Annotated in this window: 14 protein-coding genes; 5 read left to right on the forward strand and 9 right to left on the reverse strand. The window is 58.5% G+C overall.

The genetic code is table 11. From position 1 onward, the window contains the following. Positions 1-87 precede the first annotated feature (87 nt). Positions 88-828, reverse strand: a complete 741-nt coding sequence (locus AC2FPW_RS11325; protein WP_496813750.1) for a YebC/PmpR family DNA-binding transcriptional regulator — start codon at positions 826-828, stop codon at positions 88-90. A 110-nt stretch (positions 829-938) separates the two neighbouring features. Here AC2FPW_RS11325 and AC2FPW_RS11330 point away from each other — a divergent pair, with 110 nt between their 5' ends. From AC2FPW_RS11330 to AC2FPW_RS11340, 3 genes are all read left to right on the forward strand, one after another. Further along, entirely contained in the window at positions 939-2,711 is a 1,773-nt protein-coding gene (locus AC2FPW_RS11330; protein ID WP_496813752.1) for an SLC13 family permease, read from the forward strand. Between the two features lie 16 nt (positions 2,712-2,727). Further along, on the forward strand, positions 2,728-3,462 hold the full coding sequence (locus AC2FPW_RS11335) for a glutamine amidotransferase (protein WP_496813754.1): 735 nt from the start codon (positions 2,728-2,730) through the stop codon (positions 3,460-3,462). Between the two features lie 204 nt (positions 3,463-3,666). Further along, on the forward strand, positions 3,667-5,328 hold the full coding sequence (locus AC2FPW_RS11340; protein ID WP_496813755.1) for an FAD-binding dehydrogenase: 1,662 nt from the start codon (positions 3,667-3,669) through the stop codon (positions 5,326-5,328). 13 nt (positions 5,329-5,341) lie between these two features. Here the strand turns inward: AC2FPW_RS11340 and AC2FPW_RS11345 are convergent, their stop codons facing one another. The 3 genes from AC2FPW_RS11345 to AC2FPW_RS11355 form a co-directional block, all read right to left on the reverse strand. Then, on the reverse strand, positions 5,342-6,079 hold the full coding sequence (locus AC2FPW_RS11345) for a YbaY family lipoprotein (RefSeq protein WP_480899130.1): 738 nt from the start codon (positions 6,077-6,079) through the stop codon (positions 5,342-5,344). A 96-nt stretch (positions 6,080-6,175) separates the two neighbouring features. Then, positions 6,176-7,954, reverse strand: a complete 1,779-nt coding sequence (locus AC2FPW_RS11350; protein ID WP_496813757.1) for an SLC13 family permease — start codon at positions 7,952-7,954, stop codon at positions 6,176-6,178. 87 nt (positions 7,955-8,041) lie between these two features. Beyond that, a complete protein-coding gene (locus AC2FPW_RS11355) occupies positions 8,042-8,857 on the reverse strand; it encodes a TIGR00282 family metallophosphoesterase (RefSeq protein ID WP_209504607.1) in 816 nt (271 codons plus the stop codon). 130 nt (positions 8,858-8,987) lie between these two features. Between AC2FPW_RS11355 and AC2FPW_RS11360 the strand changes: the two genes are divergently transcribed. Continuing rightward, positions 8,988-9,215, forward strand: coding sequence for a putative hemolysin (locus tag AC2FPW_RS11360; protein WP_267365364.1), 228 nt, complete (start codon positions 8,988-8,990; stop codon positions 9,213-9,215). A gap of 3 nt (positions 9,216-9,218) precedes the next feature. Here the strand turns inward: AC2FPW_RS11360 and AC2FPW_RS11365 are convergent, their stop codons facing one another. Both AC2FPW_RS11365 and mgtE read right to left on the reverse strand, forming a co-directional pair. Then, complete coding sequence (locus AC2FPW_RS11365; protein ID WP_480557651.1) at positions 9,219-9,776, reverse strand: 5-formyltetrahydrofolate cyclo-ligase; 558 nt, start codon at positions 9,774-9,776, stop codon at positions 9,219-9,221. Continuing rightward, complete coding sequence (gene mgtE, locus AC2FPW_RS11370) at positions 9,773-11,167, reverse strand: magnesium transporter (protein ID WP_267365362.1); 1,395 nt, start codon at positions 11,165-11,167, stop codon at positions 9,773-9,775. Before mgtE ends, AC2FPW_RS11365 begins: the two co-directional genes overlap by 4 nt. A 139-nt stretch (positions 11,168-11,306) precedes the next feature. Between mgtE and guaD the strand changes: the two genes are divergently transcribed. Continuing rightward, positions 11,307-12,593 (forward strand): guanine deaminase, encoded by a 1,287-nt coding sequence (gene guaD, locus AC2FPW_RS11375; RefSeq protein ID WP_496809107.1) that lies wholly within the window; start codon positions 11,307-11,309, stop codon positions 12,591-12,593. On the opposite strand, the gene AC2FPW_RS11380 is transcribed toward guaD, so the two are convergent. The 3 genes from AC2FPW_RS11380 to AC2FPW_RS11390 all read right to left on the reverse strand — a co-directional run bounded on the left by AC2FPW_RS11380 (position 12,590) and on the right by AC2FPW_RS11390 (position 15,247). Continuing rightward, the gene (locus tag AC2FPW_RS11380; RefSeq protein ID WP_496813759.1) at positions 12,590-13,924 is read right to left on the reverse strand and encodes an 8-oxoguanine deaminase; all 1,335 of its coding nucleotides are present in this window, start codon (positions 13,922-13,924) and stop codon (positions 12,590-12,592) included. The genes guaD and AC2FPW_RS11380 overlap by 4 nt on opposite strands. A gap of 114 nt (positions 13,925-14,038) precedes the next feature. Beyond that, positions 14,039-14,830 carry a histidinol-phosphatase gene (hisN, locus tag AC2FPW_RS11385; RefSeq protein ID WP_496813761.1) on the reverse strand — a complete coding sequence of 264 codons (792 nt, stop codon included), beginning with the start codon at positions 14,828-14,830 and terminating at the stop codon, positions 14,039-14,041. A gap of 45 nt (positions 14,831-14,875) precedes the next feature. Continuing rightward, on the reverse strand, positions 14,876-15,247 hold the full coding sequence (locus tag AC2FPW_RS11390) for a helix-turn-helix domain-containing protein (RefSeq protein WP_267365354.1): 372 nt from the start codon (positions 15,245-15,247) through the stop codon (positions 14,876-14,878). Between the last annotated feature and the right edge of the window lie 263 nt (positions 15,248-15,510).

A 15,510-nucleotide genomic window follows, 5' to 3' on the forward strand; every position in this document is an offset into this window, starting at 1 on the left:
TGTTTCAGCCAATAATTCAATAAAACCATCAAAAACCAAAAAACCCGGCCGTTGCGACCGGGTTTCAATGAGCTGGTATGGGTCAGCTTAAAGCTGCGCCATGACCTCATCGGTGGCTTCGAAGTTGGTCGTGACACGCTGCACATCGTCATCGTCTTCCAGCGCATCGACCAGCTTCATCAGCTTTTGCATGTCCTCAAGGCCCAGTTCCGTCGTTGTGGTCGGTTTCCAGACCAACTTGGTGGATTCTGATTCTCCAAGCGCGGTTTCCAATGCAGAGGAGACATCGTTCAGATCGGTATCCACGCACCAGATGATGTGACCGTCTTCCGAGCTTTCGACGTCTTCGGCTCCGGCCTCAATGGCGGCCTCAAAAATCGTGTCGGCATCGCCAGCATCTGCCGGGTAAATGACCTCACCCTTGCGGTCAAACATGAACCCAACCGAGCCGGTCTCGCCCAGATTGCCACCGTTCTTCGAGAACGTGGAACGAACGGTCGATGCGGTCCGGTTGCGGTTGTCGGTCATGGTTTCGACAATTACCGCAACACCATTGGGCCCATAGCCCTCATAGCGGATTTCTTCGTAATCGTCGCCTTCACCCGCTTGGGATTTCTTGATCGCGCGGTCGATCACGTCCTTGGGGACCGAGTTCGACTTGGCTTCTTTCACCGCCAGACGCAGGCGCGGGTTCTTGTCGGGATCGGGGTCGCCCATCTTGGCGGCCACGGTGATCTCTTTTGACAGTTTGGAAAACAGTTTGGACCGCGCGGCGTCCTGACGCCCCTTGCGGTGCTGGATGTTGGCCCATTTGGAGTGGCCTGCCATAGTGCGTCCTCGTCATCATGTTTGCGTGTTCGGCGCTCATATAGACGTTTGCGGGGGGCAGGATCAAGAGAGCGGCTTGCGACGACCTCACCGCCTTGTATGGTGACGGCATGACGACAGATCAGATCATACTTTTTGCCCTTTTCATCACTGTCTTCGGGATGCTGCTTTGGGGTCGGTTTCGATACGACCTTGTGGCTTTTGCCGCGCTTATGATCGGCGTCGTACTGGGTGTTGTGCCGGTGGGTGGCGCCTTTGCGGGCTTTGGCCACCCGGCGACCATTATCGTCGCGCTGGTGCTTGTGGTCTCTGCCGGCTTGGTCAGGTCGGGTGCGGTCTTTCTGATCACCCGCACTCTGGTTGATGCGTCACGGGGGCTGGGCGCACATATTGCCCTGATGGGCGGGATCAGTGCGATTCTGTCGGCCTTCATGAACAATGTCGCGGCGCTTGCCCTGCTGATGCCCGTGGATATTCAGACCGCGCGCAAAGCGGGTCGGCCCCCCGGCCTGTCCCTGATGCCCCTGAGCTTTGCCACCATTCTGGGGGGCATGGTCACCCTGATCGGCACCCCGCCGAATATCATCATCGCTTCGATCCGGCAGGAAACGCTGGGCGAGCCGTTTCACATGTTCGATTTTGCCCCTGTCGGTGGAATAGCAGCGATTGCCGGTCTGGCATTTGTCGCGCTGATCGGATGGCGATTGATCCCCAATCGCGGCGTGCAACAAGAAACATCCGAGGTGCTGGCCGAATACATTGCCGAACTGACGATCCCGCCGGGCTCTGCCCATATCGGTAAACGGGTCAGCGAACTTTATGAAACGGCCGAAAAATCCGACGTGGCTATCATCGGCCTGATCCGGGATGGGAAACGGCGATATGGCCGGTCAACCCATGCCACATTGAACGACGGCGACGCGCTGGTGCTGGAAGCACGCCCCGAAGCACTGGACGAATTCCGTTCTGCGCTGAAACTGGATTTCTCGGACACACGACGGCAGGAGCTGCTGACGGCTGAAGGCGACGGGCTTGAAGTAATCGAAGTGGTCGTTCCCGAAAGCGCGCGCATAAGCGGCCGTACAGCGCAGGGTATCGGGTTGGCCTGGCGCCAAAGTACCGTCCTGATGGGCATCTCGCGTCAGGGTCGTCAGATCACCGAACAGGTTCGCAAGACCGAGGTTCAACCGGGAGACATCCTGCTGCTGCTTTGCCCTCGCGATCGCAGCGCTGATGTGACCGATTGGCTGGGGTGTCTGCCACTGGCCGAACGCGGATTGAACGTGACGGCAAACGACAAGGCTTGGCTGGCCATCGGTCTGTTTGCCGCTGCCGTCTTTGCGGCCAGTGTCGGGTTGATTTACCTTCCCGTCGCATTGGGGCTTGTCGTCATTGCCTATGTGCTGACCAAGGTCATGCCAATCACGGAGATCTATAACCACATCGAATGGCCCGTTGTCGTGCTGCTGGGTTCGATGATCCCACTGGGCAGCGCTTTGGAAACATCCGGCGGCACCGAGCTGATTGCCAATGCGCTGATCCAGCTGACCGACGGTCTGCCTGCATGGGCGATCCTGACGGTACTGATGGTCGTGACGATGACCTTGTCGGATGTACTGAACAACACCGCCACCGCCATCGTCGCGGCACCGGTGGGCATCCAGATGGCCCAAACGCTCGGGGTGTCGCCCGACCCTTTCCTGATGACCGTTGCCGTTGCGGCTTCGGCTGCGTTCCTGACGCCTATCGGTCACAAGAACAACACGCTGGTTCTGGGCCCCGGCGGCTATCATTTTGGCGACTACTGGCGCATGGGCCTGCCGCTGGAGGCTCTGATCATCGCGGTTTCCGTCCCCGCCATCCTTGTCTTTTGGCCGCTGTGACGGGTAAAGGCTGATCATGAAACGCTTTTTGATCCTGCAACTGCGCCCTGAAACGGATGCCTCCGACGCAGAATATGCTTCGATCCTGAACCGCAGCGGGTTGTCGCCCGAACGCACGCATCGCATCCGTCTGGATTGCGAAGACCTGCCAGAAGGGCTGAAAGTCGCGGACTATGCGGGGGTTATCGTAGGCGGTGGGCCGGGATGCGTCAGTGACGACCCCGCAACCAAATCCGCGACGGATGCGCGGATCGAAGCCGCGATCCTGGGTTTGATGCCGCAGATTACCGCGCTGGATCACCCCTTCATGGGGTGCTGCTATGGCCTTGGTATTCTGGCCGTGCATTTGGATGGAGACGTCAGCAAAGCCCGGTATGGCGAGCCCGTGGGACCGTCCAGGTGCCGCCTGACCCCCGAAGGACAACAAGACCCGTTGACCGCAGAATTGGACGCCACCTTTGATGCGTTTGTTGGCCACAAAGAAGCGGTTCAAGCCTTGCCTGAGGGCTGCGTTCACCTTGTTGCGTCCGACCCCTGCCCGTTTCAGATGATCCGCTGGGGCCGGAACGTATATGCCACTCAGTTCCATCCGGAAGCCGATGCCAAAGACTTTGAACAGCGCATCAACATCTACAGGAACCACGGTTACTTCCCGCCCGAAGACGCGCAGAAACTGATCGACCACTGCCATTCGGCAGAGGTTACGCAGCCCGGCGAAATCCTGCGCCGTTTCGTCCAGCGATACGAGTGACCCAACGGCGCGGTTGCCTGCGCCATTCCGCCTCGCTTAGGCTGATCTGAAGCAACTTTGCGCGGGGTTGATTGCGGATCACCAGGTTGCCATTGCCGGCCGCCTTGTTTTGCTGGCCCTGCTTTCGGCCATCCATGGCATCATGTTGCCTGCCGTGAATCTGCCGTTCACCGCATTGTTCCGCCGCCGCTGAAAGGAGTGTTCATGACAAACAATACTGCAGATGCGATTATCGTCGGTTCCGGGTTGGCCGGGCTGGCCGCTGCGGCGGAACTGGGCGACCGGGGCAAGAAGGTGATCATTGTCGATCAGGAACCCGAAAGCTTTCTGGGTGGTCAGGCGATCTGGAGCCTTGGCGGACTGTTCATGGTCGACACCCCCGAACAGCGCCGCATGGGTATACGCGACAGCCACGAGTTGGCGCTGCGCGACTGGATGGGCAGCGCACAGTTTGACCGTGACGAAGACGCGTGGCCCCGCAAATGGGCCGAAGCCTATATCGAGTTTGCGGCTGGCGAGATGCGTCCATGGCTGCACGAGATGGGCTTGCGCTGGTTTCCGGTCGTTGGTTGGGCCGAACGTGGCGGGTCTTATGCGACGGGGCATGGCAACTCAGTCCCGCGCTTTCATATCACATGGGGCACCGGCCCCGGCGTTCTGGAACATTTTATCCGACGCGTCCGCGATCATGTCAGCGCCGGGTTGATCCAGATGAAGTTCCGCCACCAGGTCAGCCATATCATCATGCAGAACGGAACCGCCAAAGGTGTTTCCGGAGAAATTCTGGCCGATGACACCACCCAGCGCGGCGGCAAAACCAACCGCGACGAGGTTGGCGAGTTCGAAGTTTATGCCCCGTCAATCATCGTCACGTCCGGCGGTATTGGTGGCAATTTTGATATGGTGCGTCAAAATTGGCCCCGGGACCGTTTGGGTGAGCCACCAGAAGATATGGTTGCAGGGGTGCCCTTTCACGTCGATGGCCGCATGATCGCAATCAGCGAAAAAGCGGGCGGCCATGTCATCAATGGTGATCGGATGTGGCATTACACCGAAGGCGTGCGCAACTGGGACCCGATCTGGCCCGCCCACGGCATTCGTATCCTGCCCGGACCAAGCTCAATGTGGTTTGACGCCAGGGGCAACCGCTTGGCACCGCCCTGTCTGCCGGGGTTCGACACTCTGGGAACTCTGCGTGAGATTCTGAAAACCGGGTATGAATACAGCTGGTTTGTTCTGACCCAGAAGGTGATCAAAAAGGAATTTGCGCTGTCCGGGTCGGAACAAAACCCCGACTTCACTTCGGGCAGCTGGAAAGAGGTTATCCGTCAACGCATTCTGTCAGGTTCCAGCGCAACTGCGCCGGTTGAGGCGTTCAAGGAAAAGGGTGAGGACTTTGTTGTCGCCAACACGCTGACCGAACTGGTCAATGGCATGAACCATCTGGGCGACACTCCGATAGACGAGGCTCAACTGCGTGCCCAGATCGAAGCCCGGGATTCGCAGGTCGACAACCCCTTTTCGAAAGATGCGCAGATGATGGCGATCCTTGCTGCGCGCAATTACCGCGGAGATAAACTGATCCGCACAGCCAAACCGCACAAGTTTCTGGATCCGGCCAACGGCCCGCTGATTGCCGTCAAGCTGCATATTCTGACACGCAAATCTCTGGGTGGGTTGCAGACCAATCTGGACAGTCAGATGATTGGATCAGACGACAATGTCGTACCGGGCCTGTTCGCTGCTGGCGAAGTCGCCGGATTCGGCGGTGGCGGCTATCACGGCTACAACGCGCTGGAAGGCACATTCCTGGGCGGCTGCATCTTTTCCGGTCGAAATGCCGGGCGTTCAAGGGCCGTCGCCTGACGCACTTTCCCTGTTACTTGCGCACCAGTTTGATCACCGGTTGGCCCTGCGCATCCAGCAGAGCCAGAGCGTTGCCCTGCATCGCGAATGTCGTGACGTTCTGCAAGGCTTGCAGGAATTGCCGCTCAACCGCGTCCAGCGGGGGCGGGCACGCCATGAGTGTTGCCGCCATGTTGTCTGGAAACGCAATGCGATTACCGGAAATCTCGGCCTGACCGCTGAACCGGTTGCAGCCGCTGCTTCCTGAAAAAACCCCATCCTGACCAAAGACAAGCTCGGGGCGTTTCTCGGATTCGACAGGCGCACCATTCAGGCCTGAGGCGGCCCATTGGGTGTTGTCCAGCGTTGCCGCCCCCTGCCCCTGGACCTGAACCAACAGAAGATCAGCGGCATTTTCTGCCCCATTCGTCAGAACGGGGTAAACGGTATCTGTGGTGAACAGCAGGTTTTGCCCCTGCATCACAGATGCCCGAACGCTATAGCGATGAGCATCCATGATCAGTGCATCGTCATAGGTCAATTTGAACTGCGCGGGCACCCCACTCAGCGCATACCGTTGCGCGGCAAGCGTGACAGCGGGAGCATCGGCCAGCGAGATATCCTGAAGCTCGACATAAAGGGTTGCGTCCGGTGGCAGTGCAATGCGCTCTCGGTATGTGGCGGTCCCTTCAACTGCACCGGCAATGGCGACACCGCTTAACGCCGCCCAAGTTGCTGCACCCGCCCATATTGCGCGACTTAATTGCTGCATAGGTCAATTCCTTTTGCAAACCCTCTTCGCAAAAGATCGTGTGCCCTTGGGTCTTTGCAAGATGTGCTTCGACAAAGTGGCAATTCTGCGCCGAAATCACAAAGGCCAGATCAACGGAATAAGCAGGGATGCCAACAATCCGACTGTCAGATTTAGCGGAACACCCACCTTCATGAAATCGGTGAACCTGTAGCCGCCAGGGCCGTAGACCATCATGTTGGTTTGGTACCCGATCGGTGTTGCAAAGGACGCCGAAGCCGCGACCATAACCGCAACCACCAACGGGCGTGGGTCCATTCCGACGGCCTGGGCCAGCCCGATGGCTATAGGCGTGACCACAACCGCAACCGCATTGTTGGAAACCAGTTCGGTCAGCACCGAGGTCAGCAGGTAGATCGCCCAAATGATCAGGAAGGGCGGCAGAGCGCTTAGTCCCGGTGCCACGGCCTCGACAATCAGTGAAACCGCGCCAGAGCTGTCCAGTGACGCACCGATGGCGAGCATCGCGAAGATCAGCGCCAACAGGCGACCTTCGACAAAGGAGAACGCCTCGTCCGCGTCGATGCAGCGGGTCAGAAGAACCACGGCTACGGCCACAATCGACAACAGCAGGATCGGCGCGACACCCAGCGCTGCAAGGACGACGATCCCGACCAGCGCGCCAATTGCAATTGGCGCATGGCTGCGACGGAAGGCGCGTGCAGAAGGTTGGCTGACATCCACCATATCCATGTCCGCTGCAAGGCGCTGGATATCTGCCGGGGCGCCCTCCAGCAGTAGTGTATCCCCTACCCGAACCACCAGGTCATCCAACTGGCGACCGATATTCTGATTGCGGCGGTGAACGGCCAGAACATAGACACCATACCGGCGCCGCAACCGCAGCATTCCCAATGTCCGCCCCACCATCCGGCATCCGGGTGTGATCAGAACCTCGACTGTCTTGGTCTCGACAGCGGAAACCTGATCCACGCGCTTGAGCTCTTTGTTGGTCTGAAGGCTCAGAAGTTCGGTCATCTCGGTCCGCAGGACCACGCGGTCACCGACCTGCAATTCAACGCCCTTCAGATTGCGCCGCAGCGATTCATCGCCCCGGACCACGTCGATCAGACGCACGCCGGGACGTTTGAACAACTGAACACCGGTCACTTCACGCCCGATCAGGTTGCTGTCGGGCGGAATGACCGCTTCGGTGAAAAACTTCATTCTGGACCGGTCGCTGAGCAGCGAGGCCATGCTGTCCCGCTCGGGCAGTAATCTGGGGGCGATGAAGCGCAGATAGATCATGCCGTAGATCACCAGTGCAATTCCCAGCGGCGTGACCTCGAATATCGAAAAGGCTTTCATCCCCTGCGCGCGGGCCACACCATCCACCAGCAGGTTGGTGGACGTTCCGATCAACGTCAGTGTCCCGCCAAGAATGGCGGCATAGCTGAGTGGAATTAACAACTTTGACGCGGATACATTCAGCGTACGGGCGATCTGAACAAAGACCGGGATCATGACCACAACAACGGGCGTGTTCGACACAAAAGCCGAGGCCAGAACGACAAACCCCATCAGCAATCCGATGGCAATGCGCGGGTTGACCTGCGCCTGCCTTTGCGCGGTCGACGTGAAGGCGTCCAAGGCCCCTGTCCGCACCAAGGCCCCCATGATGATGAACATCGCCCCAATCGTCCAGGGCGCGGGATTGGACAAGACCGCCAGCGCGCTTTGATAGGGCAATATCCCTGTGACCAGCATCAGTGAGACACCGCCGATGGCCACGACCTCGGTCGGATAAACCTCGCGCAGGAACATGACGAACATGCTCGCAACAATCAGCAGCGCCAGAATTGCGCTGCCCGTCTCTGTCAGTGGAAGGAAATTCATTCGTGGTATTCTGTCCGAACCCTGGCCCAAGCGCCTGATGACATGCAGTTTCACGCATTGCGCGTGGCAGGGCAAGCCCGACGTTCGTTAATCAGGCCCGGCTTGTTCCAAACGCCCACCAACGCGCACCATGCGAACAGATTTGGCCTGACCGTCGCGATCATCCGTTTCGACGAACACTCCGCTCAGCGTGGCCTCGCCATTGGCAGGGGTAAACCGGGTCTTGGGCATCCCGGTTATGAACCGGCGCATCGGTTCCTGCTTGTCCATACCAATGACCGAGTCATAGTCGCCGCACATGCCCGCATCCGTCAGATAGCCTGTGCCGCCCGGCAGAATCTGCGAATCCGCTGTCGGTACATGGGTATGTGTGCCCACCACAAGGCTGGCGCGCTTGTCGCAATAGTGACCCATGGCCATCTTCTCGGACGTCGCCTCACAATGCATATCGACAATGATGGCTTGTGCCTGCCCGCCCCTGGGGTGCGATTTCAGGATGGGCTCTATGGCCGAGAACGGGTCGTCGAATGGCCGTTTCATAAAGACCTGCCCCAACACCTGCACCACCAGAACCTTGCGCCCTCCGGGTGCGTTGAACAGCCGGTGCCCCCGCCCCGGCGCGCCCTTGGCATAGTTCACCGGGCGCACGATGCGCTGTTCTTTCTCGATATATTGCAGCATGTCCTTCTGGTCGAACGCATGGTCGCCCAATGTCAGGCAATCTGCACCGGCATCCAGCAGCAGCTTGGCGTGATCGCCGCTCAACCCCATGCCGTTCGACGCGTTTTCGCCATTGACTACGACGAAATCCAGCCGCCATTCATCGCGCAGGCGCGGCAAATGCTGCTGAACGGCCGCGCGCCCCGCGCGCCCCATGACATCACCAAGAAACAAAATCCTCATGATCCGGGTCGTAGGGGCTGTGCTGGGCAATAACAAGGCGGAACCGTGAAATTTAAGTTGAGCCCGAACTTGAAATTGCTTGCAGGCGTGGCAAAGTCTTAGCCATGCGCTTATATCAAAAGGACATGTTGTGAAGTTATTGGCAATATTGACATTCGGCCTTGTGGTCGCTTCGGGCGTTATGGCGCAAGGCACAAAGACATCCATGCCCAATCCCGCGGCAACCTTTTGCGTCGAGAATGATGGAGTTTACCAACTTCGGAAGAACGAAGACGGAAGCGTCTTTGGTGTCTGCATCCTGAAGGACGGCACGGAAGTGGATGCCTGGGACTATCTACGCGGCCACTTTCAGCAATAAGGCTTAGAACGTCAGCACCCGGCTTTCCGTGACAACCATGTCCAGCGGCTGATCGGTCGGCTCCAGCGGCAGATCCTGCGCCTCTTGCGCGTCAAAAGCGAAACCGATCGCCAATGTCGCGCGCTTGCCTCGCAATCCTTCCAGCGTGCGATCATAAAATCCACCGCCATATCCCAGACGCCCGCCGTTGGCATCAAAAGCCACCAGCGGCACGATCAGGATCTCGGGGTCGAAATAATCATCGACCTCGGGCACTCTGGCACCGAATGGGCCATCTTTCAGCGGTCCTTCTGGCGTCCAGCGCGAAAATTTCAGCGGTTTTCCAGCGGCTTGGATCACTGGAACACCAACAGGCCCATAAGCCGAAGCTTCAGCCATAGCGGATACCGGGTCGATCTCGGTCCGGATCGGCATGTAGCCTGACAAGGGCACACCGCGATAACCCGCCAGAACCTCGGACAAACGTCCGGCTGCACCGGGAACACGCGTGTCGAACGCGACCTTGCGGCGCGCAAATGCCGCTTTGCGTGCAGCTGCTTTGATTTCAGTCAGATCGGTCACAATAGCACCACACTGGCAAGCCCAAGAAAGATGAAGAATCCCATGACATCGGTTGTGGTTGTCACAAAGGTTCCTGACGCCAGAGCCGGGTCAATTCCCAGACGATCCAGCACCACCGGTACTACCGTACCTGCAAAGCCCGCGATGATCATGTTCACGACCAAGGCTGACCCAATCACGACACCCAGCCAAGGTGAACCGAACCACAGCATCCCCACGGTCCCCAGTACAATGGCAAAACAGAGCCCGTTCAACATGCCCACCAGCAGTTCCCGCCTGATAACGCGCATCACGTTTGAATTGGTCAGGTCGCGCGTCGCCAGTGCGCGCACTGCAACGGTTAGCGACTGAGTACCCGCATTGCCCCCCATGGATGCAACAATCGGCATCAGGATGGCCAGCGCGACAAGCTGGTCAATTGCCGCCGCAAATTGCGAGATTACCAACGAAGCACATATCGCTGTGCACAGGTTTACCGCCAGCCACGGCAACCGTCGCCGACTGGTCGCCGCGACACTGTCGGACAGAGAGCTTTCGTCGCTCACACCGGCAAGGCGCAGGATGTCTTCTTCGTGCTCTTCATCCAGAACGACCATCGCGTCATCGATGGTGATCACACCAACCAGACGCCCATCGGCATCCACCACAGGGGCCGAGATCAGGTGATACTGGTTGAAGGCATAAGCCACGTCCTCCTCGTCCTGATCAACGGGGATGATGTGAAACTCCTCTTCCGCCAGATCGCGCAACGGCACCTCACGACGGGACGCCATCAGCTTGCCCAATGTCACCTGCGCTGTTGGTTTCAGGCGCGGATCGACCAGAACAACATGATAGAACTGCTCGGGCAGATCGTCATTGGCACGCATGAAGTCGATGGCCTGACCGACGGTCCAATGCTCGGGCGCCATGACGACCTCGCGCTGCATCAAACGACCAGCCGAATTCTCGGGGTAAGCAAGCGCCTGTTGCGCCGCTAGCCGCTCGGAATCTTCGAGCGCGCCCAGAATGGCTTCCTGCTGCGGTTCCTCAAGATCTTCCAGAAGGTCAACGACGTCGTCGCTTTCCATCTCGCGCACGGCTTCCGCCAGAACCTCGGGGGTCAGGACGGCGATGATTTCCTCGCGGACCGCTTCGTCCAGTTCTGACAGGATGTCACCGTCAAATTCCTTGTCATAAAGCCGGATCAGCCGCGCCCGGTCATAAGGATTGATCTGCTCCAGAAGGTCAGCGATATCAGCCGCGTGCAGCGGCTCCATCAGCTCAATCAGCTTGTCGCGATCATCCACATCGACGGCGTATAGGATCGCCGCCACTGTCCGGCGATCCAGTGCATACGCGTCTTCGTCGTGGGGCAGATCGTGTTCGGCTTGATCACTGCCTGTCGTCATGCGCTGCCCCCTTCTTTCGGCGATTGGCCCCTAAATAGAAGAAGCAGCTACCAGAAAACAATGACAATGCGCCGATTTACCCACTTCTTTCGTCTGCCTATGCTACAGCGCGGTCCCAAACAGGTGGAGAACAGGGCAAATGGCGCAAAAGACGCTTTTGAAAGGGCGCGTTCTGAGTTTCACAGGCTCACCCTTTGACGGAGAGCCAACCGAAGCGACCCGACTGGACGAAGCTGTCGTGATTGACAAAGGACGCGTTGCCGATGTCGGCGCGTCTGATGCGCTGATGCGGCGTCACCCTGATGCCGTCATCAAGGACCATGACAATCACCTGATCATTGCGGGTTTCGTTGACCCCCATGTGCACTACCCACAGACGGCCATGATTGCCAGTTGGGGTAAGCGGTTGATCGACTGGCTGAACACCTACACCTTCCCCGAAGAGATGAAGTTTGGTGATCCTGAATACGCCTCTGAAATCGCCAACCGTTATCTGGATCTGACTGCCGCTCATGGCACCACGACGATGTGCAGTTTTTGCACCATCCACCCCGAAAGCGTGGATGCCTTTTTCACTGCCGCGCAACAACGGGGACAGCGCGTGGTCGCGGGCAAGACCTGCATGGATCGCAATGCGCCTGAAGGTCTGCGTGACACGGCCCAGACCGCCTATGACCAATCTGCCGCGCTGCTTGAGAAATGGCACCGTGTCGACCGCCTGTCCTATGCCATCACACCCCGGTTTTCACCTACGTCCACCCCTGAACAGCTTGAGGCCATGGGCGCGCTTTGGGCGGAACATCCCCATTGCCTGATGCAAACACACCTGAGCGAGCAGACAGACGAAATCGAGTGGGTCCGCTCCCTGTTCCCCGATGCGCGGGACTATCTGGACACTTACGAAAAGTTCGGGCTGCTGGGGCAGAACGGACTTTATGGGCATGTCATCCATCTGGAAGACCGGGAACGCGATCGTCTGCGCGAGGTTGATGCGTCGCTGATCCACTGCCCCACCTCGAACACCTTTATCGGGTCGGGTCTGTTCGACATGAACGGCTTGATCCACGATGGCCACCGGATCGGTTTGGCAACGGATACCGGTGGCGGATCAAGTTTTTCAATGCTTCGCACCATGGCTGCCGCATATGAAATCGGTCAGTTGCGTGGGCGCCCCCTGCATCCGGCGCAATTGCTGTGGCTGGGTACAGTCGGGTCGGCGCGCAGCCTGCGGATGGATGATTGCATCGGCAACATTGCTCCGGGAATGGAGGCGGATCTGGTCGTGATTGATCTCGCCTCGACCCCGGCCATCGCCCAGCGCGAAGCTTGTGCAAACGATGTTTGGGAGGCAATCTTCCCGACCATCATGATGGGTGATGATCGGGCTGTGGCCGAGGTCTGGATTGGTGGGCGGCAGGCCGCTTAGGCCTGCAACCCCTTGGCAAGACTGTTTTGACGCTCAATCACGCGGGGCAGGTCAATCGTGGTGATATGCCCATCCCGCACGATCTGGCGGCCTTCGACAAACAGGTGCTTTACCTGCATCGGACCGGCCAGAAGCAGAGCTGCCGGGTCCCAACTGCCTGCGCTTTCGATACAGCGCATATCCCAAACAGCGACATCCGCACGTTTTCCCGGCATAAGCCGCCCGCAATCGTGACGCCCCAGCACATCGGCCCCGCCACGTGTCGCAATCTCCAACGCTTCACGGGCCGACATCGCATCTGCCCCATTTACCACCCGCTGCAACAGCAGCGCCTGCCGGGCCTCAAGCATCAGATTACCATTGTCGTTACTGGCCGAGCCATCAGCGCCGAGACCGACATTTACACCTGCATCGCGCATCGCCCGCACCGGCGCGATGCCTGATCCCAGACGGCAGTTCGAACATGGGCAATGAGCGACACCGGTTTTGGTGCGCGAAAACAGATCAATCTCGGCCCCGTCCAGCTTGACGCAATGAGCGTGCCAGACATCCGGGCCGGTCCAACCCAGATCTTCGGCGTATTGACCGGGCCGACAGCCGAACTGAGCCTGTGAATAGGCGATATCTTCATCGTTTTCAGCCAGATGTGTATGCAACATCACGCCTTTGTCCCGTGCAAGAAGGGCTGCATCTCGCATCAGGTCCCGGCTGACGGAGAACGGTGAACACGGGGCAAGACCTACGCGGCACATCGACCCTTCTGACGGATCGTGAAGAGCATCCACGACGCGGATCATGTCGTCCAGAATGGCAGTTTCTTCTTCCACCAGACTGTCCGGAGGCAGGCCGCCATCGCTTTCACCAATACTCATCGCGCCACGTGTCGGGTGAAATCGCATCCCCAACTCGGATGCGGCAGCAACCGTGTCCTCCAGCCGCGAACCATTGGGATAGAGGTACAGGTGATCAGAACTGAGCGTACAGCCTGACAGCGCCAGCTCTGCCAAACCGATCTGGGCCGAGGTGAACATCTCGTCCGGTCCGAACTTCTCCCAAATCGGATAAAGTGTTTGAAGCCACCCGAACAGCAATGCGTCCTGCCCGCCCGGCACCGCGCGGGTCAACGTTTGGTAAAGATGGTGATGGGTGTTCACCAGCCCGGGTGTCACCAGACAGCCCGAAACATCGTGAACCTCGCCTTGTGTTTGCAATCCGTGCCCGATCCCCGCGATCTGGCCGTCGCGGATCAGAATGTCCGCCGCGGGGAGTTCCTGCCGGGACTCGTCCATCGTCAGGATCAGATCAGCGTTTTTGAGTAGGATTTCTGTCATGTCGCGCTCCTGCATCTGCCCGTCTCTTGCAAGGAGTGCGAAGGTCGGCGGAAAACGGGCTTAAGAACCGACCGGGTATTATGTACCCGTCATCGGGATCTGCGACAACAGGTTTCAGAATCGACGCAGGATCTTAAGGGCCTCTGCATGTATTTCTGCGTTGGCTGCGGCCAATGCCCGACCGCCCTCATGCGCCGGGCCGCCTTGCCAATCGGTCACAATTCCGCCTGCCGCCTGAATAACCGCAATAGGGGCCTGAATGTCATACGAGTTCAGCCCCGCTTCGATCACCAGATCTGCTTGCCCTGCGGCCAACAAGGCATAAGCGTAGCAGTCCATTCCATATCGGGTCAGTTGCACCTGCTCCGATACGGCCTGAAACCCGGCCCGGTCATCCGGGGTGCCGACTTCAGGAAAAGTGGTGAACAGCGTCGCCTGCGCCAGAGATTTCGTCCCCCGTGTTTGCAGCTTTCTGGTCCCCTGTGGCCCTGTAAGCTGCGCACCAGCTGTCGATCCGACAAAGCGTTCACCAATGTAGGGCTGATCAATCACCCCCATGATCGGCCCGTCTGCTGTGCTGAGCGCGATCAGAACGCCCCAGGTTGGTGTGCCACTGATAAACCCGCGCGTGCCGTCGATGGGGTCCAGAACCCAGGTTCGGCCACTGCTGCCCTTGTGCGCACCGTATTCTTCACCCAACACGCCATCTTCAGGGCGCAACCGGGACAGCACCTCTCGCATGGCTTTTTCAGCGGCCCGATCCGCTACGGTGACGGGGTCAAACCCTTCGGTCAGCTTGTTCGCAGTTTCCAGGTTGGTCTGACGAAAAAAAGGAAGAATGGCCTCGCGTGCCGCTTCGGCCATTTCTTCTGCAATTTCAATGTCGCTTAAACTCGCCGGATGCATGGCACTCTGGTGCGTGCATTACCTGACAAAGTCAAGCCGATCTGATCAGGCGACGTCGCTGAGGACACGTGCAAGTTCAAACAGGCGGCGGCGCTGGTTTTCCGGAATTGCGTAGTAAGAGCGGACTAGATCCAGGGCTTCTTTATCGCCCATCAGATCGGCTGGAACAGATTTCTTTTCCGCGCTGCTTTTCTGGGCTTCTTCCAGACCTTCAAAGAAAAAGCTGACCGGTACGTCCAATGCCTCGGCAATGTCCCACAGGCGGGACGCGCTGATTCGGTTGGCTCCGGTCTCATATTTCTGGATTTGCTGAAACTTGATACCAACTTGCTGCGCCAATTGTTGCTGGGTCATCCCAATCAGCCAGCGGCGATGCCGAACGCGCTTGCCCACATGGACATCAACGTGATGAGTCATTGGTATTCTCCTCTACTACACACACATTTGTACGGGATCGTGCGACGTCCGAGATCGCAATACCAATAGGGGCTTCCTTAACCGCCCCCAAATCCGGACTGTGCCGTCCCCCGTTACCAGCACTGCTTGCCAATATTGCCGGTTTTGAATTTTTTTTCAAGCTGGTTGAGTCGATCCCCCCTCACAAGGGCTGTGGTTGTATGCGTCAAATGCCCTGCCCGCTGTTCGCGTGGCCCGGCTGGATATGCGACAGATTTTCAGAC

Source organism: Ruegeria sp. SATB027, from assembly GCF_059613825.1.

Excerpts from the sequence above, each read along its gene's own strand:
- AC2FPW_RS11325 (WP_496813750.1), bottom strand. The coding sequence starts at position 828 with ATGGCAGGCCACTCCAAATGGGCCAACATCCAGCACCGCAAGGGGCGT.
- AC2FPW_RS11330 (WP_496813752.1), top strand. The coding sequence starts at position 939 with ATGACGACAGATCAGATCATACTTTTTGCCCTTTTCATCACTGTCTTC.
- AC2FPW_RS11335 (WP_496813754.1), top strand. The coding sequence starts at position 2,728 with ATGAAACGCTTTTTGATCCTGCAACTGCGCCCTGAAACGGATGCCTCC.
- AC2FPW_RS11340 (WP_496813755.1), top strand. The coding sequence starts at position 3,667 with ATGACAAACAATACTGCAGATGCGATTATCGTCGGTTCCGGGTTGGCC.
- AC2FPW_RS11345 (WP_480899130.1), bottom strand. The coding sequence starts at position 6,079 with ATGCAGCAATTAAGTCGCGCAATATGGGCGGGTGCAGCAACTTGGGCG.
- AC2FPW_RS11350 (WP_496813757.1), bottom strand. The coding sequence starts at position 7,954 with ATGAATTTCCTTCCACTGACAGAGACGGGCAGCGCAATTCTGGCGCTG.
- AC2FPW_RS11355 (WP_209504607.1), bottom strand. The coding sequence starts at position 8,857 with ATGAGGATTTTGTTTCTTGGTGATGTCATGGGGCGCGCGGGGCGCGCG.
- mgtE (WP_267365362.1), bottom strand. The coding sequence starts at position 11,167 with ATGACGACAGGCAGTGATCAAGCCGAACACGATCTGCCCCACGACGAA.
- guaD (WP_496809107.1), top strand. The coding sequence starts at position 11,307 with ATGGCGCAAAAGACGCTTTTGAAAGGGCGCGTTCTGAGTTTCACAGGC.
- AC2FPW_RS11380 (WP_496813759.1), bottom strand. The coding sequence starts at position 13,924 with ATGACAGAAATCCTACTCAAAAACGCTGATCTGATCCTGACGATGGAC.
- hisN (WP_496813761.1), bottom strand. The coding sequence starts at position 14,830 with ATGCATCCGGCGAGTTTAAGCGACATTGAAATTGCAGAAGAAATGGCC.
- AC2FPW_RS11390 (WP_267365354.1), bottom strand. The coding sequence starts at position 15,247 with ATGACTCATCACGTTGATGTCCATGTGGGCAAGCGCGTTCGGCATCGC.